We start from the raw sequence: 20,419 nt of genomic DNA, 5'->3' as shown, positions 1-20,419 counted from the left end.
CTCGGAGAGCGGCGCTTGCCGGGAAGCCGTTGTGCTTACCTGCGCCGGCTCGCGCACCTGCGCGTTGCCTGTGCTCGCTTCCTTCGACACCCGGAGCCGTGATGAACCCTGCAGTCGCCGCCGTGTGCCTGGCCTTCGCCCTCGCCGCAGGCCCTCCCCAGCAGGCCCGCGCCGCGGATACGGCGCGGAGCAGGAAGGAGATCGAAGCCGTCATCGAGACCTTCCGCACCGCCATCCTCGAGAAGGACAAGGCCGCCTTCATGAAGCTGTTCCTGAAGGAGGACATCACGTGGGCCAGCGTGCTCTCCGACACCTCCGCGGAGATGCTCTACGCCAGCCGGCCGAAGCCCGAGCTGCCGCATCCGAGCAAGGTCTCCGCCAGGGGCAGCCCCGCCGGCTTCATCGACTTCGTCGTCCAGAACCCGGCGCGCCTGGAGGAGACCTTCTCGAAGGTCCGCATCGACACCGATGGCGAGGTCGCCCAGGTGTGGTTCGACTACACCTTCACGGTGGGCACCTACAAACAGAACTGGGGCAAGGAGGGCTGGCAGCTCCTGCGCACCGAGTCCGGCTGGAAGATCGCCTCGGTCGTCTGGTCGCAGGAGCTCAACCCGGCTCCGCCGCCGAGGCCGTGACCGGGCGCCCCCTTCGCGGAGGGGGCGGTCACGCAGCTCCGTCCCCTTCCCTCACCCCGTCCCTCTCCCAGAGGGAGAGGGGACAGCTGCGCCCAACTGCATCAGATCAGCGCCATCTCGTTCTTACGCCGCGGCGGGCTCGGCGTAGAGCGCGTCCAGCTGGCCGCGGTAGCGCTGGGCCACGGCGGCGCGCTTCACCTTGAGGCTGGGGGTGAGCAGGCCGTTGTCCGCGGTGAACTCCTCGGGGACGAGGCTGAACTCCACCACGCGCTCGAAGCCCTTGAAGCCCGTGGAGAGCCGGTCGAGCTCCGCGCGGTAGAAGCCGCGCACCGCGGGCTCGCCGATGAGCTGCGGCACGCTCTTCCCCTCCAGGCCGTTGCCCTTCGCCCACGCGAGCAGCGCCTCCGCGTTGGGCACCACCAGCGCCACCACGTGCGGGCGGTTCGCGCCCTCGAGGAACACCTGCGCGATGTACGGGCTCACCTTCAGCGCCTCCTCGAGCGGCGCGGGGCTCACGTACTTGCCGTTCTCCAGCTTGAACTGCTCCTTCACGCGCCCCGTGATGTACACGTACCCGTCCGCGTCCATGCGGCCGAGGTCCCCGGTGCGGAACGAGCCGTCGGGCAGCAGCACCGCGGCCGTCTCCTCGGGGCGGCGGTAGTAGCCCTGCATCACGTTGGGCCCCTTCACCACCACCTCGCCCTGCCCCGCCGGGATTCCCTCGACCGGCTCGATGCGCACGCTCACCCCGGGCAGCGCCCGGCCCACCGAGCCGAGGCGGATCTGCCCCGGGCGGTTGTTCGTCGCCACCGGGCTGGTCTCGGTGAGGCCGTAGCCCTCGCACACCGTGAGGCCCACGTGGCTGAAGAAGCGCGCCACCTCGGGCGAGAGGCTCGCCGCGCCGCTCACCGCGTACTTGAGCCGGCCGCCGAGCCGCGCGCGGATCTTCGAGAACACCAGCTTGTCGAGCACCCGCCCCTGCAGGTCCAGCAGCGCCGAGCGCTTGCCCTGCTTCGCGAGCTCCTCGCGCGCCTGCGCCACCGCGAGCGCGCGGCGGAACAGCGCGAGCTTCGCGCCGCCCTCCTGCAGCATCTTGCCGTGGATGCCCGCGTAGACCTTGTTCCACACGCGCGGCACGCTGAAGAGCACGGTGGGCTGCGCCTCGCCCAGGTTCTGCAGCAGCGTGGTGGGGCTCTCGGCGAGGTAGATCTGCGAGCCGCCCGCGAGCGCCGCGTACAGCTCCACCACCTGCCCGTAGACGTGCGCCCACGGCAGGAACGCGAGCGAGCGCTCCCCCTGCGGGTCCATGCCGAACGCGTCCATCACCGCGCTCACGTTGCTCGCGATGTTGAAGTGGCTGAGCATCACGCCCTTGGGCTTGCCCGTGGTGCCCGAGGTGTAGGTGAGCGTGGCGAGCGCCTCGGGCGCCACCTCCGCCACCGGCACCGGCGCCGCGCGCCCGCGCTCGAGCAGCCCCTCGAAGGCGAGCTGTCCCGCGGGCAGCGCCTCGCTCCCGGGCCGCAGCACCACGACCTGACGCACCGAGGGCAGGTCCTCGAGATACGGCGCGAGCCGCGCGGCCACCGCGGGTGTCCCGGCGAGCACCAGCGAGGCCTCGCAGTCGCCGAGGATGAAGGACCACTCGCCCGGCAGCTGCGCCTCGTACATGGGCACGTAGAGGGCGCCGAGGCCGAAGGTGGCAAAGGCCATCACCGCCCAGGGCACGCAGTTGTCCGAGATGACGGCCACGCGGTCGCCGCGCTTCACCCCCAGCTGTGCGAGCCCCGCGCGCGCCGCGTCCACCTGCGCGCCGAAGGCCTCGAAGCTCAGCGGCTGGTAGCGGCCGTCCTGCTTCGCCGCGAGGTAGGTGCGCGCGCCGAACTGCTGGCGGGCGCTGGCGAGCAGCTCGTTGAGGGTGCGGAAGTCCTGCTTCATCGCGTCGTCCTCGCGTGGGTGGGCGTCTCGGGGCCCCACGCTAATGGCCCCTGCGGGGGGAGGCCAGAGGGACCCACCCCGCCCTGCCCTCCCGCGCACGCTCGGACGGTTCGCGCTGCGGAATTCGGCACTCGGCACGGGGGGCCAGTTCACGTATGGGAGCGCGCATGTCCCCTCCCAGCGCGCGGCGCGGCGCCGACGCCTTCTGCTTCCAGCTGATGCTGCTCCTGTGCGCGCTGTGGGGGCTGCAGCAGGTGGCCATCAAGCTCGCGGCGCACGACGTGGCGCCCATCCTCCAGGCCTCGACGCGCTCGGGCATCGCGGCCCTGCTGGTGGGGCTCTTGATGACGGCGCGCGGGGGCTGGGAGGGCGTGCGCCAGGGCACGGTGCCCGCGGGGCTCGCGGCCGGGGCCCTCTTCGCGCTCGAGTTCCTGCTCATCGCGCTGGGGCTCACCTACACCACGGCGGGGCACATCGCGGTGTTCCTCTACACCTCGCCCGTGTTCAGCGCGCTGGGGCTGCACCTGCTCATCCCCTCCGAGCGGCTGCGCCCCTTCCAGTGGCTGGGCATCGGGGTGTGCTTCGTGGGCATCGCGGTGGCCTTCGTGGGCGGGGCCTCCTTCGCGCACATGGACCCGCGCATGCTGCTGGGCGACGCGCTGGGCGTGGGAGCGGGGGCCGCGTGGGGCGCGACCACGGTGGTGGTGCGCACCTCGCGCCTGTCCGAGGCGCCGCCCGCGCTCACGCTCTTCTACCAGCTGGCGGTGGCCTTCGTGCTCCTGCTGGGCGTGGCGCTCGCCACCGGGCAGGCGTCGCACGTGGCGCTCACGCCCGTCGCCGTGGGCAGCGTGCTCTTCCAGGGCGTGGTGGTGTCCTTCGCGAGCTACCTCGCGTGGTTCTGGCTCCTGCGGCGCTACCTCGCCTCGAACCTCGCCGTCTTCTCCTTCATGACGCCGCTGTTCGGCGTGACGGCCGGTGTGCTGGTGCTGGGCGAGCCGCTCACCCTCCACTTCGTGCTGGGCGCGGTGCTGGTGCTCGGGGGCATCGGCCTGGTGAGCGGCGAGGCCTGGCTGCGCGGCTTGCTCGCGCGCTCGCGCGCCTGAGCTACACCCGGCGCGTCTTCCAGGCGCCCTTGCGGAACAGCAGCCCGCTCGCCACCGTGAGCACCACGAAGGCGGTGGTGATGGCAAGGAAGCCGCCGGTGGGCCCCATTCCCACGGGATACGCGAGCGCGTACGCGAGCGGCAGCTCGAGCAGCCAGAAGCACACGAGGTTGAGCAACGTGGGCGTGCGCGTGTCGCCCGCGCCGTTGAAGGCCTGGGTGAGCACCATGCCGTACGCGTAGAAGACGAAGCCCGCGCTCACGATGCGTAGGCCGTGCACCGCGTGGCCGTGCACCTCGGGCTCGCGGGTGAAGAGGGCGAGCAGCTGCGGGGCGAGCGCCAGGAACAGCAGGCTCACCCCGCCGAGGAAGAACATGTTGTAGCGGCCCGCGCGCCACACGGCCGCCTCGGCGCGCTCGGGGCGGCCCGCGCCCAGGCTCTGGCCGGTGAGGGTGGCGGCCGCGTTGCTCATCCCCCACGAGGGCAGCAGCGCGAACATCACGATGCGCATCGCGAGCGTGTAGCCCGCGACCGCGGCGCTGCCGAAGCCCGCCATGATCCGCACCATGCCGAGCCAGCTCGCGGTGCCCACCAGCATCTGCAGGGTGGCGCTCGCGGACAGGCGCAGCATGGCGAGCAGCGTGCCCGCCTCCACCTTCAGGTGCCGGCGCGCGAGCGCGATGCGCCCGTCCCCGCGGGTGAGCCGGTAGAGCTGGTAGAGGACGCCCACCGAGCGCCCCAGCGCCGTGCCCACCGCGGCCCCCAGCACGCCGAGCCGCGGCAGGGGCCCCACCCCGAAGACGAGACAGGGCCCGAGCACGATGTTCAGCGCGTTGGCGAGCCACAGCACGCGCATGCTGATGGCCGCATCCCCCGCCGCGCGGAACACGGCGTTGATGAGGAAGAGCAGGACGATGATGGGCGTGCTGCCCAGCATCACCCGGGTGAAGCCCACCCCGTGCTCGAGCACCCAGGGGCTCGCGCCCATCACGCGCAGCAGGGGCCCTGCCCCCAGCACGCCCGCGAGCGCCACCGGCACCGCGACGAGCACGCCGAGCAGCAGCGCCTGCGCCGCCGCCTGCGCCGCGCGCTCCGGGTCCTTCTCCCCGATGCGCCGCGCCACCACCGCCGTGGCCCCGATGGAGAGCCCCATCGCCAGCGCGTACACCAGCGCGAGCATGCTCTCCGTGAGCCCCACCGTGGCGATGGCGTCCGCGCCGAGGCGCGAGACGAAGTACACGTCCACGATGGCGAAGAGCGACTCCATCACCATCTCCAGCACCATGGGGATGCTGAGCAGGAGGATGGCGCGCCCGAGCAGGCCGGTGGTGAAGTCGTGCGCCGGGTGCGCCCCGGCCACCGCCTGGCGCAGCAGGGCGAGCAGGCCCTGGGGCTGCGACTGCGCCGGAGCTGGGTGGGCGGAGAGGGACTCGGGCGGCACGGAGGCGGACATCCCCCGCCCATACGCGGTGGGGCCGACACTGGCAAATGCCCCGCCGGGCTGCGCCTCCGAGCCCCTTCAGGCTACAGTGCCCCTGCAAATGAGCGCCCGCACAGAGCAGAGAGTCGGCATCCACCAGGCCCGCAGCGAGGGGAAGGTGACCTTCCTCATGGTGCGAGGCTCGGTGACGGGGGCGGACGCGGAGGCGTGGGTGCGCTACGTGGACACGGTGGTGCCGCAGGGCGAGCCGGTGTTCATGTTCTGCGACCTCGGCCAGATGGGCGACGGGGTGTTCGAGCCCGAGGGGCGCCGCCTGCTCATCGAGTGGGCGTTTCGCCGCGGCACGCCGCTCACCATGGCGTACGTGAACACGAGCGAGCAGATGCGCACCATGCTGCTGCTGATGCAGCTGGGCAGCGAGCTGAGCGGGCAGCGCCCCACGCTCAACTTCTTCTCCACCGAGTCGGCGGCGCGCGGCTGGCTCACCGCGCTGGGCGCCGAGTTCTAGGGCTCTTTCTCGAGCTGGCGGCGCGTGTGGGCGAGCACCCGCTCCGCCTCCTCCACGCTCCCGCAGTCGATGGTGGCGTCCGGCCCGGAGGCCTCGATGCCGATGCGCAGGGTCTGCAGCCGCGCGAGCGTGGAGTCCACCACGTGGGCGCAGAGCACCACGCCGCGCCGGCGCGTGTAGGCGATGCTCTCGCGCAGCAGCTGCGCCGCCTCGGGGTCCATCACCGTGAGGCCCTTCATGTCCGCGAGGCACAGGTGCGGCCGGCCGCCGTACACGTCGCAGGCCGCCTCGAGCTCGGCGGTGAAGCGCCGCATCTCCTCCGCGCGCATCGCCCCGCGGAGGGTGACGTACATGGTGCGGCCCGGCACATCGTTGCGCAGCTCGTACATCCGGCAGCCCCCGGCGGCTGTGAGGAGAGGGAGGCCCGCCGTCATAGCGCCGGCGGCCCTCCCTTGTCACCGGGGGGGAGGCAGGGGTTTCCCTACCAGCGCAGCAGGTAGTGGCAGGCCTCGCCGCCCTGGCGCCGGCAGCGGCCCGGCTCTTCGCTCACCGTGACGAGCGGCTCGAAGCGGCGGCTGAGGCCCAGGAGGATGCCGCGGTCGAAGCTGCACGGGTACAGGCTGCTCACGTGGAAGCGGGCGGAGCGCGTGCCCAGCTCGACGCAGGCGTAGTGCCCGATGCCCTCGCCGAGCTGCCCCGTCACCGGGTCCCACAGGGGCCGGCCGTCGCGGCGGTGGTTGTGGTGGTAGCCCGTGTCCAGCTGCTGCAGCGCCGCGCGCACGTCCGCGGGCTCTCCGCCCGGGAAGAGGGCGTAGCGCGGGATGAGGCTGCCGGTCTTCATCAGGCCCGCCTCCCCCATCTCGCCCTCCACCGCGGCGAGCAGCTTGAAGGCCTGCGTGATGGGGTAGTGGCCGGTGGGGGTGAAGGGGCGCTCGGGCGCGCTCAGCTCCAGGCGCTCGAGGATGCGCGGGGCGAGCAGGTTGCGCTCCGAGAAGCCGTAGACGATCGCCGCGAACGCCTCGCCCGTCAGCTCCAGCGCGCCGAGGTCCACCGTTCGCGTTGCTGCGGCTGCTGCGCTGGACATCCGTCTCCTTCGGGTGCTGCGTGCCCTTGGCCCTGCGGCCCTGCCGACCTGCAACCCGGCCGGCGCGAGCATATTTCGGCCGGACGCCTGCGCGCGCCGGGGTGCGGCGAAGCGGTCCTCGCGCGCGGCGAAGCGGTCGGGGGTGAAGTAGGTGCAGCGCCTACGCGCCCTGGGTGAGCAGCTGCTGCAGGCGCTCGCGGTAGGTGCGGCTGAGCTTGAGCAGGGTGCCGTCGTGCAGCACCACGCGGCTCTCGCCGTGGGTGAGCGGCTGCAGCTCCTTCACCACGGCGGCGCGCACCAGCGTGGAGCGGTGGATGCGCACGAAGCGCGAGGGGTCCAGCTGGCGCTCGAGCGTGGAGAGCGTCATCCGGGTGGAGTGCGAGGTGTCGCGCGTGTGGAAGCGCAGGTAGTCGCCCTCGGCCTCCACCCAGCGGATCTCCTCCACGTCCAGGAGCATCACCCGGTCCCCGGTGCGGATGGGGATGCGGCTGAGGCGCGGCTCGGAGGCGGGCAGCCCCGCGGCGCCGGGCACCGCGTCGGCCGTGGAGCCCTCGCCGCCCAGCAGCCGCACCACCTGCTGGTTGAGCGCCGCGGCGCGCCGCTCGCGCACCCGCTCGCGCGCGCGGGAGACGGCGCGGCGGAAGCGGTCCTCGTGGATGGGCTTGAGCACGTAGTCCAGCGCCTCGGTGTCGAAGGCCTGGCGCGCGTGCTCCTCGTACGCGGTGACGAAGACGGTGACCGGCGCGCGCTCGCCCTCCAGCGCCGCGAGCGCCTCCAGGCCGTTGAGCCCCGGCATCTGCACGTCCACGAAGACGAGGTCCGGGCTGCGCGCGCGCACCGCGTCCACCAGCTCCACGCCGTTCGCGCACTCCGCCACCACGCTCAGGCCCGGCTCGTCGCGCAGCAGCGAGAGCAGGCGCCGGCGCGCGAGCGGCTCGTCGTCGGCGATGACCACGGAGAGGGGCTGACTCATGACGTCCTCCTGTCCCCGCGGGCCGCGAGGAGGCGGGGAAAGCGCAGCGTGACGCAGGTGCCGCGGGGCGTGCGCGCGCGCACCTCGAGCAGCTGCTCGGGCGGCTCGCCGAAGCGCTGGGCGAGCCGCTGGCGGGTGTTGGAGAGCCCCACCCCGGTGGAGCGGCGCGCGGGGCCCAGCCGGGCCCCGGCGCTCGCGGGCGCCGCGAGCCCCACGCCGTCGTCGCGCACCTCCAGGTGCACGCGCTCGCCCTCCACCCGCCCCACCACCTGCACCGTGCCGCCCTCGATGGCCGGCTGGATGCCGTGGCGGATGGCGTTCTCCACCAGCGGCTGGAGGATGAAGCTGGGCACCAGCGCGTCCAGGGCCTCGGGGGCCACGTCCAGGCTCACCTGCAGCCGGTCCCCGAAGCGCATCTTCTCCAGGTCGAGGTAGTGCCCGATGAGGGTGAGCTCGTCGCGCAGCGTGACCTCCTGCTGGCGCGTGCTCTCCAGGGTGAGGCGGAAGAAGTCGCTCAGGTGGGCGATCATCTGCTGCCCGGCGCGCACGTCCTCCTCCACCAGCGCGGCGATGGAGTTGAGCGTGTTGAAGAGGAAGTGCGGCTGCAGCTGCATGCGCAGCGTGTGCAGCTGGGCGCGCATCAGCTGCTCCTGCAGCTGCGCCTCGCGCACCTGGCGCTCGGCGGCCTCCTGGCGCGCCTGCTCGATGGTGCGCAGGTACTCGAGGTTGCGCTGCGTGGTCTCCGCGTGCTCGCGCGCGAAGAGGTTGAAGCCCTCCTCGAGCAGCCCGAAGGCGTCCGACTCGCGCGGCGGCAGGCGCATGGTCTGCGGGTCGTAGCCGCCGATCGCCATCACCGAGAGCACGTTCACCACCGCCTGGATGCGCGCCTTGGACACGCGCACCTCGTCGTCCTCGGAGCGAGGCGTCTCGTCGGGATGGAAGGGCTCGGACGCCATGGCGGAGGGCGGGGATTGTGCGGGCCGCTCCGCGCACGGGTCAACCTGCCGCGGGGCTCCGCTTCGCCTCACGCGGCGGGCGCTCCAGCGCAGCTGCGGGCCGCTTCGTCGCACCCCCTTGTTCCAGCGCGCGCGCCCGGGCGACTGCTGCCCCCTGCGTGCGGCGGTCCGGCAGGTGGGGGGGACGCCGCACGCAGCGCCCCCACCCCATGCCCACGGCAGGTCAGCGACCCTGCACTGCGGGACACGCCGCCTTCCGCGGGCAGGGAACTTTCTTTCCCTCTCCCCGGGGAGATCCCCCACCCCGCCCCTCTCCCGGAGGGAGGGGGAAGCCCGGCACGGCGGGTGCAATCCATGCCGGGCGGGGCGCAGGGGGAGCACGAGACCGATGCAGTTCAAGACGTGGGGATGGGCCGTCGCGGCGGCCGTGGCGCTGGCCTGTGGTGGGGACGCGGACCCGGACGCCGTGGAGCTGGGGGACGACGAGCTGCTGCACGCGGCCCCGCTCGCCCAGGCCGAGTTCGCGCTGGGCGGCAGCACCACCGTGTTCGCGCTCGCGGACGCGGACGCGCGCGTGGAGTCCGAGCGCTCGGGACGCGCCTTCGGGGCGCACAGCCGGCTGCGCGTGGACGGCGACCCGCGCGTGGAGTCGGTGCTGCACTTCCGGCTCAGCGGCGTGGGCCGCGTGCGCCACGCCACCCTGCGCGTGTACGCCACCAGCGCGAGCACCGACGCGCCCTACGCTCAAACGGTGCAGGGTGGCTGGAGCGAGGAGCACGTCACCTGGAAGAGCCGCCCCCGCGCGGCCGCGGACGCTCCGCGCTACGCCGCGAGCGGGGCCGTGCGCGCCGACAGCTGGGTGGAGCTGGACGTGAGCGCCGCCGTGCAGGGCGATGGCGACTACGACTTCCTGCTCGCCACCGACAGCGCGGACGGCGCGAGCTTCGTCGCGCGCGACAGCACCCTGGAGGCCCTGCGGCCCCAGCTGGTGGTGCAGACGGAGCCCGCGGACTGCGCCGCGGGCGCCACCGCGCAGCGCGTGGAGGTGAGCTGGCCCGTGGAGGGCTTCTACGTGCTCGCCGACTCCCCGGAGAAGGACTTCCTGCGCAAGCCCGAGCTGCGCGTGGACGGCGACCCGGTGCGCGAGTCGTACCTCGCCTTCCAGGTGGACCGGCAGGGCCGCACCCTCACCCGCGCCACGCTGCGCCTCTTCGCCACCGAGGGCACCCGGCTCGCGCCCGAGCTGTTCCGCGTGCAGGCGGGGGCCTGGACCCAGGACAGCCGCACCTGGGCCACGCGCCCGCAGACCGAGCTCACCCCGCTCGCCACCCGCCGCAGCATCTCGGGCGCGGGCGCCGTCGACTACGATCTCACGGACACGCTGATGGTGGCCGAGGGACCCCTGCGGCTCGAGCTGGGGCTCAAGACCGACTCACCCGACGGCGTGGACTTCGTCTCCGCGTACAGCCCGGACACGGGCAGCTGGCCCACGCTGCGGCTCGAGTACGAGGAGCCCTGCGCCGCTCAGTAGCCGCTGGGGGACACGGGGCCGCCCGCGCCCCCGCAGCTGCCGTGCATGAAGACGAAGTAGATGAGCGCGCTGAGCGCCGCCGAGACGAGGATGGAGCCCACGCAGCCGAAGCGGTTGCTGAAGAAGAAGAACATGCCCGCAACGGTGTGCACGGGAGGGGGTGAGGGCCAGCCCCTCCCGCCCGCACTTCCCTAGAAGTCCGCGTTGCCCGGGGTGCGCGGGTAGGGAATCACGTCCCGGATGTTGCCCATGCCGGTGGCGTACTGGATGAGCCGCTCGAAGCCGAGGCCGAAGCCCGCGTGCGGCACGCTGCCGTAGCGGCGCAGGTCGCGGTACCAGCCGTAGTGCTCCTTGGGCAGCTTCATCTGGTCCATGCGCGCGTCGAGCACGTCCAGGCGCTCCTCGCGCTGCGAGCCGCCGATGATCTCGCCGATGCCCGGCGCGAGCACGTCCATGGCGGCCACCGTGCGCCCGTCCTCGTTGAGGCGCATGTAGAAGGCCTTGATGTCCTTGGGGTAGTTCATCACCACCACGGGGCGGCCCACGATCGTCTCCACGAGGTAGCGCTCGTGCTCGGTCTGCAGGTCCATGCCCCACTTCACCGGGAACTCGAACTTGCGGTTGCTCGCCTCGAGCCGCTTGATCGCCTCGGTGTAGTCCATGCGCTCGAAGCTGCTCTCGGCGAAGCGCTCGAGGCGGGTGAGGATGTCCATCCCCTCCTTGGCCACACCTGCCGCGCCCGCCTTGCCCTTCACCGCGTCCTGCGCCTCCTTCGCGGCGCGCTCGGCGAAGAAGACCATGTCGTCGTGGCGCTCGTTGAGCAGGTCCTTGAAGAGGCTCTTGAGGAACTCCTCCGCGAGGTTCGCGTCCGCGTTGAGGTCCGCGAACGCAATCTCCGGCTCCACCATCCAGAACTCCGCCAGGTGGCGCGTGGTGTTGGAGTTCTCGGCGCGGAAGGTGGGCCCGAAGGTGTAGACGTTGCTGAGCGCGAGCGCGTACGCCTCCACGTTGAGCTGGCCGCTCACGGTGAGGCTGGCCTGGCGGCCGAAGAAGTCCTTGCTGAAGTCCACCTCGCCCTTGTCGGTGCGCGGCGGGTTCACCAGGTCCAGCGTGGAGACGCGGAACATCTCGCCCGCGCCCTCCGCGTCGCTGGTGGTGATGATGGGCGTGTGCACCCAGAGGAAGCCGCGCTTGTCGAAGAAGCGGTGCACGGCCATGGCGAGCGTGTGGCGCACGCGCGCGATGGCGCCGAAGGTGTTGGTGCGCGGGCGCAGGTGGGCCACCGTGCGCAGGTACTCGAAGGAGTGCTGCTTCGGGCTGATGGGGTAGGTGTCCGGGTCGTCCACGAAGCCGTGCACCTTCACGCTCTTCGCCTGGACCTCGACGCTCTGGCCCTTGCCCTGGCTCTGCACCAGCTCGCCCTCGATCTCCACGCTGGCGCCGGAGGTGAGGCGCAGGACCTCGGACTCGTAGTTGGCGAGCGTGTTGGGGGCGACCACCTGGATGGGGTGGAAGCCCGAGCCATCGTGCACGTTGATGAAGGAGACCCCGGCCTTGGAGTCGCGGCGGGTGCGCACCCAGCCCTGCAGGGTGACGGCGGTGCCCACGGGCACGTCGCCGCGCAGGAGGCTGGCAATCATGGAGCGTTGGATCATGGCGGCGGACCTTACTCCTTGCCCAGGTCCCGGTCCCACAGCTGAACGCGGCTGTGCGTGTCCGAGAGCCTTCGCGCGAGCTCGGCCGCGATGGCCACCGAGCGGTGCTTGCCCCCCGTGCACCCGAGCGCCACCGTGAGGTACGCCTTGCCCTCCTTCTGGTAGCGCGGGAAGAGGAAGCGGCAGAGGTCCTCGACCTTGGCGAGGAACTGCTGGCTCTCGTCGCGGTCCAGCACGTAGGCGGCCACCTTGGGGTTCTTGCCGGTCAGCCCCTTCATCTCCGGGATGAAGTAGGGGTTGGGCAGGAAGCGCACGTCCAGGACGAGGTCCGCCTGCGGGGGCACGCCGTAGCGGTAGCCGAAGGACATGAGGCTGAGGCTGGGCCCGCTGTCCGGGTTCGGGCTGAAGCGCGCCTGCACCATGCGCTTGAGGTCGTGGACGTTGAGCGCGCTCGAGTCGATGACCTGGTCGGCCATCTCGCGCAGGTCCTTGAGCAGGTGGCGCTCGGCGGTGAGCCCCTGCATCACGCTGCCCTCGGGGGCGAGCGGGTGCTTGCGGCGCGTCTCGCTGAAGCGGCGCAGGAGGCTCTCGTCGCTCGCGTCCAGGAAGAGCACGTCCACCTGGTGCCCGGCGCGCTTCACGTCCCCGAGGATGCGCGGGGCCTCGTGGAGGAACACGCTCTCGCGCGCGTCGATGACGAGCGCCACGCGCTCGATGTGGCCTCCTCCCGCCAGCTCGGTGAGCTTGGGCAGGAGCAGCACGGGGAGGTTGTCGATGCAGAAGTAGCCCGCATCCTCCAGCGCACGGATGGCCGTGCTCTTGCCGGAGCCGGACATGCCGGTGATGACGACGATCTGCTTGGTGGGGGCGGACACTACTCGACCTCTTCTCCCAGAGTGCGGCGCATCGCACCCTCTGCGATGGCCCGATTGAGGCGCTCGGCGAACTCGCGCGCCGAGTGATGGCCCTGCAACTTGAGCAGGTGGTTGCGCGCCGCCACCTCGATGATGGTGGTCATGTTGCGCCCTGGACGGACGGGCACCACCGAGAGGGGGATGTCCACCCCCACGATGTTGAACATCTGGTCCTCCACCCCCAGGCGGTCATACTCCTGGTGCGGGTCCCAGTCGTGCAGCTCGATGACCATCTCGATCGCCTTGGTCTCGCGCACGGCGGCCACGCCGAACAGGTCCTTGATGTTGATGATGCCGAGGCCGCGGATCTCCATGTGGTGCTTGATGACGGGGTTGCCCGCGCCGTGCACCGCGTTCTTGCGCCGGGTGACGTCCACGATGTCGTCCGCGACGAGCCGGTGGCCGCGCATCACCAGGTCCAGGGCGATCTCGGATTTGCCGATGCCGCTCTTGCCCAGCAGCAGGATGCCCACGCCGAACACGTCCATCAGCACGCCGTGCAGGCTGCTGGTCTCGGTGAGGGCCTCCTCGAGGAAGGCCTGCACCTGCTGGATGAAGGTGCTGCTGAGCAGCGGCGTCTTCATCAGCGAGAGCCCGGCGTGCTCGCACTCGTCCACGAGCGCGGTCGGCAACTCCAGGTTCTTGGTCACCACCACGCAGGCGAGGTCGCCGGCGAAGAGGGTGGAGAGCACCTCGCGCTGGCGCGGCTCGGGCAGGGTGCGCAGGAAGGAGATCTCGGTGTTGCCGAACACCTGCACGCGCTGGGGGTGCAGGTGCTCGGTGAAGCCGGTGAGGGCGAGCCCCGGCTTCTGGATGCGCGGGGAGGTGATGACCTTCTGCAGGCCGCGCTCCCCCGCCACCAGGGTGAGCTTCAGGTCGTAGTCGCGGTCCTCGAGGAGCCGGGCGATGCGCAGGGAGGCCATTACGGGGAACTGGATATCATCGGCCGGGCCGTTTGGAATGTTCCCGTCATGCGCCGGCCCTCCCCTGCCCTCCTGCTGCTGCTCCTCGGCCTCGTGGCCGGGGGTGCCCTGCGCCTGTACCTCGCCCTGACGGAGGACGGCCTGTACTGGCCGGACGAGGTGCACCAGAGCCTGGAGCCCGCGCACCGGCTCGTCTGGGGCTACGGCCTGGTGGCCTGGGAGTTCGCGCGCGGGGCGCGCAGCTGGGCGCTGCCGGGGCTGGTGGCGGGGCTCTTCGAGCTCGCGCGCGCCCTGCACCTGCCCGAGCCCGGGGGCTACCTGCGCCTCACCCGCTGCGCCTTCGCGCTTGCAGGCACCGGCTGCATCGCCGGGGCGTACGCGCTCGCGCGCAGGCTCGGGGCGGGGGCGCTCGCCGCGGCGAGCGCGGCGCTGCTGCTCGCCCTGGGCGCGGTGCCCCTCTACTTCTCGCACCGGGCGATGAGCGAGAACGCCGCGGCGCTGCCCCTGGTGGCGGGGCTCGCGCTCGCCCTGCCGGAGGGGGCGACGCGCCGGCAGACGCTCGGGGGTGCGGCGCTGCTCGCGCTCGCCACCCTGCTGCGGCTGCAGTGCGGGCTGCTGTGCCTGGGGCTGCTCGCCGTGCTGCTCGTGCGCCGGCGCTGGGCCCGGGCGGCCGAGGCCGCGGCGGTGCTCGCGGTGGGCGCCCTGCTCTACGGGCTGCTGGACCGGCTGACGTGGGGGAGCTGGTTCCAGTCCGCGCGCGTGTACCTGGACTTCAACCTGGCCGGGGGCGCCGCGCGCTGGGGCACCTCGCCCTTCGGCTACTACCTGCGGGTGCTGCTGCAGGCCATGCCCGCCGTCACGCTCGCGGGGCTCGGGCTCGCGCTGCTCGCGGCGCGGCGCGCGCCGGCGCTCTGGCTGCTCAGCGCGGCCTTCTTCCTCGTGCACGCGCTGCAGCCCCACAAGGAATTGCGCTTCCTCTTGCCGCTCTTCCCGCTCGTGGCGGCGCTCGCCGGGGTGGGGCTGGAGGCGCTGCTCTCGCAGGTGCAGGACCCCGCCGCCGCCCGAGCCGCAGCGGGTGCGCTGCTGGCGGTCGGCGTGCTCTCGGCGGCGAGCGCCCCGCAGCTCCGCTTCGGGGACCTGGGCGCGTACGAGGAAAGCCGCCCCCGGGCGAGCGCCTGGGACGACGCGGGGCCCATCAACCGGCTGCTCGAGCGGGCCGGGCACGCGCCGGACCTGTGCGGGCTCAAGGTGGAGGTCGCGCACCTGGCGTGGACCGGCGGCTACAGCTACCTGCACCGCCCGGTGCCGCTCTACCCGCACGACGGGCCGCCGCGCGGCGCGGGGCTCTACAACTACGCCATCACCGTGCCCGGGGCAGTGGGCTCCGACGGCGGCGCGCAGGTGCTGGCCAGCGACGGGCCGCTCGTCCTCGTGCGCCTGCAGCGTGCAGGATGCGTCGCGGACGCCCACTTCTCCTGGCGGCTCGACTAGGCAGGGCTACACTGCCCGCCCATGTCCGACTGCCTCTTCTGCCGCATCCGCGACGGCCAGATTCCGGCCAAGGTCGTCTACCGCGACGAGCACTGCCTCGCCTTCGAGGACATCAATCCCCAGGCGCCGATGCACGTGCTCGTCATCCCGAACAAGCATATCGCCACCATCGGGGACATCGCCTCCGGGGACCGCGAGCTGGCGGGCCACCTCTACGTCGCGGCGGCGAAGCTGGCGAAGGAGCGCGGCTACGCGGACTCGGGCTACCGGGTGGTGATGAACGCGGGCCGCGACGCGGGGCAGACGGTGTTCCACATCCACCTGCACGTGCTCGCCGGCCGTCCGCTCACCTGGCCGCCAGGCTAGGCGCGGCCCGGCTCCAGGGGAGCTAGACTCGCTCGCGCTCATGCTCTTCAACCGCGAGGGCTCTCCCCAGGCCCGCCGAGAGAACGCGCTGCTCGCCATGCTGCTGGCGGGCGTGGCGGGCAGCGTGAACGCGGTCGGCTTCTACCTGCTGGGCACGCACACCTCGCACATGAGCGGCAAGGTATCCGAGCTGGGCGAGGCGCTGGCCTCGGGCCACGGGCTGGACGCGGCGGCCGCGGCGCGGCTGCTGCTCGCCTTCTTCTGCGGCGCGGTGAGTTCCAGCCTGCTGATGGACGCCGCGCGCCACCGCTCGCGCGGGCGGCACTCGCTGGTGCTGCTGCTGGAGCTGCTGATGCTCGGCGGCGTGGCGTTCCTCTGCTGGCGCCACCCGGGCGAGCGCGAGCCGGCGCTCGCGTGGGGGCTGAGCTTCGCCATGGGCCTGCAGAACGCGCTCGTCACGCGCGTGTCCGGCGCGGTGGTGCGCACCTCGCACGTGACGGGGATGGTGACGGACCTGGGCATCGAGCTGGTGCGCATGGGCACCTGGGTGCGCGACCACGCGCGCGGACGCGGCGCGCTGGGGCTCGCGCGCGCGCTGCGCGACCTGCTGCACGCGGTGGAGTTCGAGCGAGCGTGGCTGCACGTCTTCCTCCTCGGCTCCTTCCTCGGCGGCTGCGTCGCGGGCACCCTGCTGCACGCGCGCTACGGGGCGCTCGCGCTCGGAGCGCCCTGCTGCCTCCTCGTCGCGCTGGTGGGGCTGGACTGGCGCCCGCGCCGCGGCGCGCCGGGCACGGTGTCTGCGCTGCCGGGGGCGCCGGCGCAGGAGAGCGGCCCGGCGCCCTTCATCGCGCAGCGCTGAGGCCCGGCCTAGGGCACGAGCGCGGGCGCCCCGCGAGACTGCGGCACGGTGGCAGCCGGTGGTGCGACGGCCGGCGCAGCGACCTCGCGCCACTGCACCTCGCTGCGCATCCAGAGCACCGCCTTCTGGTGGAAGCGGGCGCGGTATGCCTCGCAGAGCCCCTCCACCCTCTGCGCCGCGTCCTCCTGTGCGGGGTGCAGCAGCTCGAGCACGAAGCCCGGCTCCCGGGTGACCTCGCCGGTGGCCGTATCGCGCCACTGCCCCTGCGTGGGCCAGGCGGTGAGGCCGGCGGGAAAGCGCGGGGTGACCTCGTCGCGCAGGAAGGCCGCCCAGTCCGCGTCCGAGACCTCGCCGCCCGGGAAGGTGCGCCCGAAGTAGAGCCGCTCCACCACGCCCGCGGTCGCTCCTGGCAGCGTCCGGGCACCGCTCGCACAGCCGACGACCGCGGAGGAGAGCAGCAGCGAGAGCGCGAGGCACAGGGCACGTGGCGACATGGTGCGCGCGAGCGTAGCCGCTCGGACGCGCACGTCGACAGCGCTCCGAAGGACGCCGCGCTAGCCCAGCTTGGGCGCGCCCGTGACGGGGTCTCGCGGCAGGCCCAGCTGGCGCCAGTCCACGCGCCCCGTCACCTGCATCACCATGAAGAGCGTGAGGATGGCGCCCACGGTGATGGCGAGCCCGGTGAAGCCCTCCCACATGAAGGTGAGGCTGAAGAGCACCAGGTACACGAGCTGCGCGCCTCCCAGCTCGCGCAGCGCGAAGCGCCAGCCCACGAAGAGCCGCGCGTAGGTGGTGGCGAGCGCCACGCTCACCACCGCCGCGAGCGTGAAGGCGGGGGCGATGGGCAGGTGGTCCACCAGGTACGCGAAGAGCAGGTGGAAGGCGAAGAAGGCGCAGCCGAAGAGGAAGTAGTTCGCCGGGTGCAGGCGCTGGCCCTGCACGGTGGCGAGGATCCCCACCACGAAGAAGAAGAACAGCAGCCCCACCGGCGCGAAGAAGGTGATGCGCGCGGCGAGCGGGCCCGGGTTGAGCCGCCCCGGGAGCGCCACGCCCACGCGGGCCGAGGACACCAGGCTCTCGAACTCCCACTCTCCCTCCCAGCCGCGCCCCGTGGCCGCGTGGCGCGAGGGCGAGAGCGAGCCCACGGGGAAGTCCACGCGCGCATCGTCCGTGCGCAGCAGCAGCGAGAAGTGGCGCACCTGGCCGGTGCCCTCCGTGAGCGCGTACTCCCAGCGCTCGGTGCCGCGCGAGCGGTAGCCCACCGAGAACGAGGTGCGCTCGCCCGGCCCCACCCGTGCGCGCCAGCGCGCCGTCCCGTCCGCGATGCTCGTGGGCACCAGTGCGCCCGCGGCATCGTGCACCGCGAAGCCGTCGTAGCCCACGCTGTCCTTCTGGAGCGGGAAGCTGAACTCCAGCTCCTGCGGCTGCGCATCCGGGTTCACGAAGACGTACTGGCCGCGGAAGTCCACCGCGTAGGTGGGGAACCACAGCAGTCCCTTGCGCCGCTGCTCGAGCGAGAGCGAGGCCTCCAGGCTGCTGCGCTCCAGCGCCGCCGCGCGCGGCACCTCCTCCTCGCGCTGCACCGTCTGCACGTGCGGCAGGCCCTGCGCGTCGTTCACGCTCACGGTCTCGGTCACCGTGCGCTTCTCGCGGTAGAGCGCCGTGGGAGGCTCCTGCACCATGGGGCTGCCCCACAGCGCATGGACCTCCCCGAGCAGCTCCGAGGAGGACTCGCCCGAGCGCGCGACGAGCGTGGAGCCGAGGATGGTCCACGCGAGCGCGCAGCCCACCCAGATGAAGCCGATGGCCAGGAGGTTTCGCATGGGCCGGCGCCAGAGCAGGCCGCGTGCCAGCGCCCCGCTCCCCTGGAGGGCCCCTGCCCTGCGGCTGCACGGCCGCGCCCGAAGCGCGGCCCTGCGGCCACCTGCGCGGACATTCTGTCCCGGAAGGCCCACACGCGGGCCCCCGCGCGCGCGCCCCGGCGTGTAGGGTGCCCTCCGTGGACTCCCTCACCTGGCACTCCGAGAGCGACGCGCCCGCCCCCGCGCGGCTCAGCCCCGTGGACGATCGACTCAGCGCGGACGCGGCCCTCAAGCGGCTGCGGCGCGGCGAGTACCTGCTGTACACGGGGGACTTCCACAACGCGAAGCAGCTGCTGGGGGCGCTCGCGCGCAGGCTCCCGCGCACGCCCGCGGTCAAGAGCCCCCTCGAGGCCTTCCGCGCCGAGCGCCGCGCGCGCCAGCTCGAGCACGAGGTGCTCTCGCACCTGGTGGTGGAGCTGGACCGCGACTACCGGCTCTCGCTCGCCCGCGCACCGGACGTGTCCCAGGCCTGCCGCTGGACCTGGGGCGAGCCCACCGCCGAGACGACGCGCGTGCCCCTCAAGCAGCTGCTCGGCATGCTGGGCGCGGCGGAGTGGCGCCGCAAGGGGCTCGAGGTGCCGGGGCTCGCCGGGCGCCTGCACCCGCACTACGGCGTGTACCTGCCCACCCGCACGGACTACGTGGAATTGCTCTTGCGCCTGCCCGGCGTGGAGGGCCGGCGCGTGTTCGACGTGGGCACCGGCACCGGCGTGCTCTCCTTCCTGCTCCTGCAGCACGGCGCGCACTCGGTGCAGGCCACCGACGTGGATGAGCGCGCGGTCGCCTGCGCGCGGGAGAACGCCGAGCGGCTCGGGCTCGCCGAGCGCTTCAGCGTGGCGCAGGCGGACCTGTTCCCCGAGGGCCGTGCGGACCTGGTCATCAGCAACCCGCCGTGGATCCCCGAGCCCCCGAAGAACCGCGTGGACCGCGCCGTGTTCGACGAGGACAGCGCCTTCCTGCGCCGCTTCCTCGCGGAGCTGCCGGCGCACCTCACCCCCGGCGGAGAGGGGCTGCTCGTCCTCTCGGACCTGGCCGTGCTGCTCGGACTGCGCGCGGAGGGCTGGCTCGAGGCGCAGCTGCGGGAGGCGGGCTTGAAGGTGAAGTGGAAGCGCTCCACCCCCGCGCGCCACGGCAAGGCGAAGGACACCTCGGACCCCCTGCACGCCGCGCGCTCGCGCGAGGTGACCACGCTCTACTGCCTCGTTCCGGCCTAGCGCACCCGCCCCACGGTGATTAGTGCAGGGGCTCTCACCCCCCCTTCACCCGGAGGTACACCCAAATGAGCCCAACGAGCGCAGGCAGCGCTGTGGCGAGCGGCACGTTCAAGATTGGCGGAGACCTGGAGGTGGTGCGGCTCGGCTTCGGCGCGATGCGCATCACCGGCAAGGGCATCTGGGGCGAGCCCGCGGACGTGGCCGAGGCGCGCCGCGTGCTGCGCCGGCTGCCCGAGCTGGGCATCACCTTCATCGACACCGCGGACAGCTACGGCCCGGACGTGAGCGAGCGGCTCATCGGCGAGGAGCTCGCCCCGTACGCGCGCGGCCTCGTGGTGGCCACCAAGGGCGGCCTCACCCGGCACGGGCCGGACATCTGGCGCCCGCTGGGGCGCCCCGAGTACCTGCGCCAGCAGGTGATGATGAGCCTGCGGCGGCTGAAGCAGGAGCGCCTCGCGCTGTGGCAGCTGCACCGCATCGACCCGAAGGTGCCGCGCGACGAGCAGTTCGGCGCCATCGCCGAGATGCAGAAGGAGGGGCTCATCCAGCACGTGGGCCTGAGCGAGGTGAGCGTGGAGGAGGTGCAGGCGGCCGGCCGCCACTTCCGCGTGGCCACGGTGCAGAACCGCTACAACCTGGTGGAGCGCGGGAGCGAGGAGGTGCTGCGCTACTGCGAGCAGCACGGCATCGGCTTCATCCCCTGGTACCCGCTCGCCGCCGGCGGCCTCGCGACGCCCAACAGCCTCCTGGACACGCTCGCGAAGCGCCTGGGGGCGAGCCTCTCGCAGGTGGCGCTCGCGTGGGTGCTGCGCCGCAGCCCCGTGATGCTCCCCATCCCGGGCACCGGGAAGGTGAAGCACCTGGAGGAGAACACGGCCGCGGCCCGCATCCGCCTGAGCGACGCGGACTTCCAGGCGCTCGACGCGCAGGGGCTCGAGGCCTGGAAGGAGAGCGCCTAGCGCAGGCGGC

At 72.7% G+C, this 20,419-nt stretch carries 21 protein-coding genes; 9 read left to right on the top strand and 12 right to left on the bottom strand.

Annotation, left to right across the window (positions count from 1 at the left end):
• Nucleotides 1–101: 101 nt before the first annotated feature.
• Entirely contained in the window at nucleotides 102–635 is a 534-nt protein-coding gene (locus FGE12_RS06245; RefSeq protein ID WP_153865406.1) for a hypothetical protein, read from the top strand.
• Nucleotides 636–758: 123 nt separating this feature from the next.
• Here the strand turns inward: FGE12_RS06245 and FGE12_RS06240 are convergent, their stop codons facing one another.
• A complete protein-coding gene (locus tag FGE12_RS06240) occupies nucleotides 759–2,570 on the bottom strand; it encodes a long-chain fatty acid--CoA ligase (RefSeq protein WP_153865404.1) in 1,812 nt (603 codons plus the stop codon).
• A 167-nt stretch (nucleotides 2,571–2,737) separates the two neighbouring features.
• On the opposite strand from FGE12_RS06240, the gene FGE12_RS06235 reads away from it, so the two are divergent.
• Nucleotides 2,738–3,673 carry a DMT family transporter gene (locus FGE12_RS06235; RefSeq protein ID WP_153865402.1) on the top strand — a complete coding sequence of 312 codons (936 nt, stop codon included), beginning with the start codon at nucleotides 2,738–2,740 and terminating at the stop codon, nucleotides 3,671–3,673.
• A 1-nt stretch (nucleotide 3,674) separates the two neighbouring features.
• Here the strand turns inward: FGE12_RS06235 and FGE12_RS06230 are convergent, their stop codons facing one another.
• Nucleotides 3,675–5,126, bottom strand: a complete 1,452-nt coding sequence (locus tag FGE12_RS06230; RefSeq protein ID WP_153865401.1) for an MATE family efflux transporter — start codon at nucleotides 5,124–5,126, stop codon at nucleotides 3,675–3,677.
• 88 nt (nucleotides 5,127–5,214) lie between these two features.
• Between FGE12_RS06230 and FGE12_RS06225 the strand changes: the two genes are divergently transcribed.
• Complete coding sequence (locus FGE12_RS06225) at nucleotides 5,215–5,622, top strand: STAS/SEC14 domain-containing protein (RefSeq protein ID WP_153865399.1); 408 nt, start codon at nucleotides 5,215–5,217, stop codon at nucleotides 5,620–5,622.
• Here FGE12_RS06225 and FGE12_RS06220 read toward each other — a convergent pair.
• The 4 genes from FGE12_RS06220 to FGE12_RS06205 all read right to left on the bottom strand — a co-directional run bounded on the left by FGE12_RS06220 (nucleotide 5,619) and on the right by FGE12_RS06205 (nucleotide 8,635).
• Nucleotides 5,619–6,011, bottom strand: coding sequence for a hypothetical protein (locus FGE12_RS06220; protein WP_153865397.1), 393 nt, complete (start codon nucleotides 6,009–6,011; stop codon nucleotides 5,619–5,621). The genes FGE12_RS06225 and FGE12_RS06220 overlap by 4 nt on opposite strands.
• Nucleotides 6,012–6,103: 92 nt before the next feature.
• Entirely contained in the window at nucleotides 6,104–6,706 is a 603-nt protein-coding gene (locus FGE12_RS06215; protein WP_153865395.1) for a hypothetical protein, read from the bottom strand.
• A gap of 160 nt (nucleotides 6,707–6,866) precedes the next feature.
• On the bottom strand, nucleotides 6,867–7,679 hold the full coding sequence (locus FGE12_RS06210; RefSeq protein WP_153865393.1) for a LytTR family DNA-binding domain-containing protein: 813 nt from the start codon (nucleotides 7,677–7,679) through the stop codon (nucleotides 6,867–6,869).
• Complete coding sequence (locus tag FGE12_RS06205; protein WP_153865391.1) at nucleotides 7,676–8,635, bottom strand: sensor histidine kinase; 960 nt, start codon at nucleotides 8,633–8,635, stop codon at nucleotides 7,676–7,678. The genes FGE12_RS06210 and FGE12_RS06205 overlap by 4 nt, the downstream gene beginning before the upstream one ends.
• Nucleotides 8,636–9,023: 388 nt before the next feature.
• On the opposite strand from FGE12_RS06205, the gene FGE12_RS06200 reads away from it, so the two are divergent.
• Nucleotides 9,024–10,166, top strand: coding sequence for a DNRLRE domain-containing protein (locus FGE12_RS06200; protein WP_153865389.1), 1,143 nt, complete (start codon nucleotides 9,024–9,026; stop codon nucleotides 10,164–10,166).
• On the opposite strand, the gene FGE12_RS29985 is transcribed toward FGE12_RS06200, so the two are convergent.
• The 4 genes from FGE12_RS29985 to hprK are packed head-to-tail and all read right to left on the bottom strand — an operon-like array spanning nucleotide 10,160 to nucleotide 13,658.
• Nucleotides 10,160–10,300 carry a hypothetical protein gene (locus tag FGE12_RS29985; protein ID WP_194797630.1) on the bottom strand — a complete coding sequence of 47 codons (141 nt, stop codon included), beginning with the start codon at nucleotides 10,298–10,300 and terminating at the stop codon, nucleotides 10,160–10,162. The two genes, FGE12_RS06200 and FGE12_RS29985, sit on opposite strands and share 7 nt — an antisense overlap.
• A gap of 57 nt (nucleotides 10,301–10,357) precedes the next feature.
• Nucleotides 10,358–11,806, bottom strand: a complete 1,449-nt coding sequence (asnS, locus tag FGE12_RS06195; protein ID WP_153865531.1) for an asparagine--tRNA ligase — start codon at nucleotides 11,804–11,806, stop codon at nucleotides 10,358–10,360.
• Between the two features lie 26 nt (nucleotides 11,807–11,832).
• Complete coding sequence (rapZ, locus tag FGE12_RS06190) at nucleotides 11,833–12,696, bottom strand: RNase adapter RapZ (protein ID WP_194797629.1); 864 nt, start codon at nucleotides 12,694–12,696, stop codon at nucleotides 11,833–11,835.
• Nucleotides 12,696–13,658, bottom strand: a complete 963-nt coding sequence (gene hprK / locus FGE12_RS06185) for an HPr(Ser) kinase/phosphatase (protein WP_153865387.1) — start codon at nucleotides 13,656–13,658, stop codon at nucleotides 12,696–12,698. Before hprK ends, rapZ begins: the two co-directional genes overlap by 1 nt.
• Before the next feature lie 48 nt (nucleotides 13,659–13,706).
• On the opposite strand from hprK, the gene FGE12_RS06180 reads away from it, so the two are divergent.
• Genes FGE12_RS06180 through FGE12_RS06170 form a run of 3 tightly spaced genes read left to right on the top strand, consistent with a single transcriptional unit; the run spans nucleotide 13,707 to nucleotide 16,374 of the window.
• The gene (locus tag FGE12_RS06180; RefSeq protein ID WP_153865385.1) at nucleotides 13,707–15,149 is read left to right on the top strand and encodes a hypothetical protein; all 1,443 of its coding nucleotides are present in this window, start codon (nucleotides 13,707–13,709) and stop codon (nucleotides 15,147–15,149) included.
• Between the two features lie 21 nt (nucleotides 15,150–15,170).
• A complete protein-coding gene (locus FGE12_RS06175; RefSeq protein WP_153865383.1) occupies nucleotides 15,171–15,515 on the top strand; it encodes a histidine triad nucleotide-binding protein in 345 nt (114 codons plus the stop codon).
• A gap of 40 nt (nucleotides 15,516–15,555) precedes the next feature.
• Nucleotides 15,556–16,374: a YoaK family protein gene (locus FGE12_RS06170; RefSeq protein ID WP_153865381.1), complete on the top strand. Its 819-nt coding sequence runs from the start codon at nucleotides 15,556–15,558 to the stop codon at nucleotides 16,372–16,374.
• An 8-nt stretch (nucleotides 16,375–16,382) separates the two neighbouring features.
• Here FGE12_RS06170 and FGE12_RS06165 read toward each other — a convergent pair whose 3' ends face one another.
• A complete protein-coding gene (locus FGE12_RS06165) occupies nucleotides 16,383–16,868 on the bottom strand; it encodes a DUF3574 domain-containing protein (RefSeq protein ID WP_153865379.1) in 486 nt (161 codons plus the stop codon).
• 60 nt (nucleotides 16,869–16,928) lie between these two features.
• Nucleotides 16,929–18,197 carry an inner membrane CreD family protein gene (locus FGE12_RS06160; RefSeq protein WP_153865377.1) on the bottom strand — a complete coding sequence of 423 codons (1,269 nt, stop codon included), beginning with the start codon at nucleotides 18,195–18,197 and terminating at the stop codon, nucleotides 16,929–16,931.
• 176 nt (nucleotides 18,198–18,373) lie between these two features.
• Between FGE12_RS06160 and FGE12_RS06155 the strand changes: the two genes are divergently transcribed.
• Complete coding sequence (locus FGE12_RS06155) at nucleotides 18,374–19,450, top strand: class I SAM-dependent methyltransferase (protein ID WP_194797628.1); 1,077 nt, start codon at nucleotides 18,374–18,376, stop codon at nucleotides 19,448–19,450.
• Nucleotides 19,451–19,515: 65 nt separating this feature from the next.
• Complete coding sequence (locus FGE12_RS06150) at nucleotides 19,516–20,409, top strand: aldo/keto reductase (RefSeq protein WP_153865375.1); 894 nt, start codon at nucleotides 19,516–19,518, stop codon at nucleotides 20,407–20,409.
• The last annotated feature ends 10 nt before the right edge of the window (nucleotides 20,410–20,419 follow it).

This window comes from Aggregicoccus sp. 17bor-14 (assembly GCF_009659535.1).
Classification (GTDB): Bacteria; Myxococcota; Myxococcia; order Myxococcales; family Myxococcaceae; genus Aggregicoccus.
The sequence above is the reverse complement of the archived record's forward strand: the minus strand, read 5'-3'. Positions and strand labels throughout refer to the sequence as shown.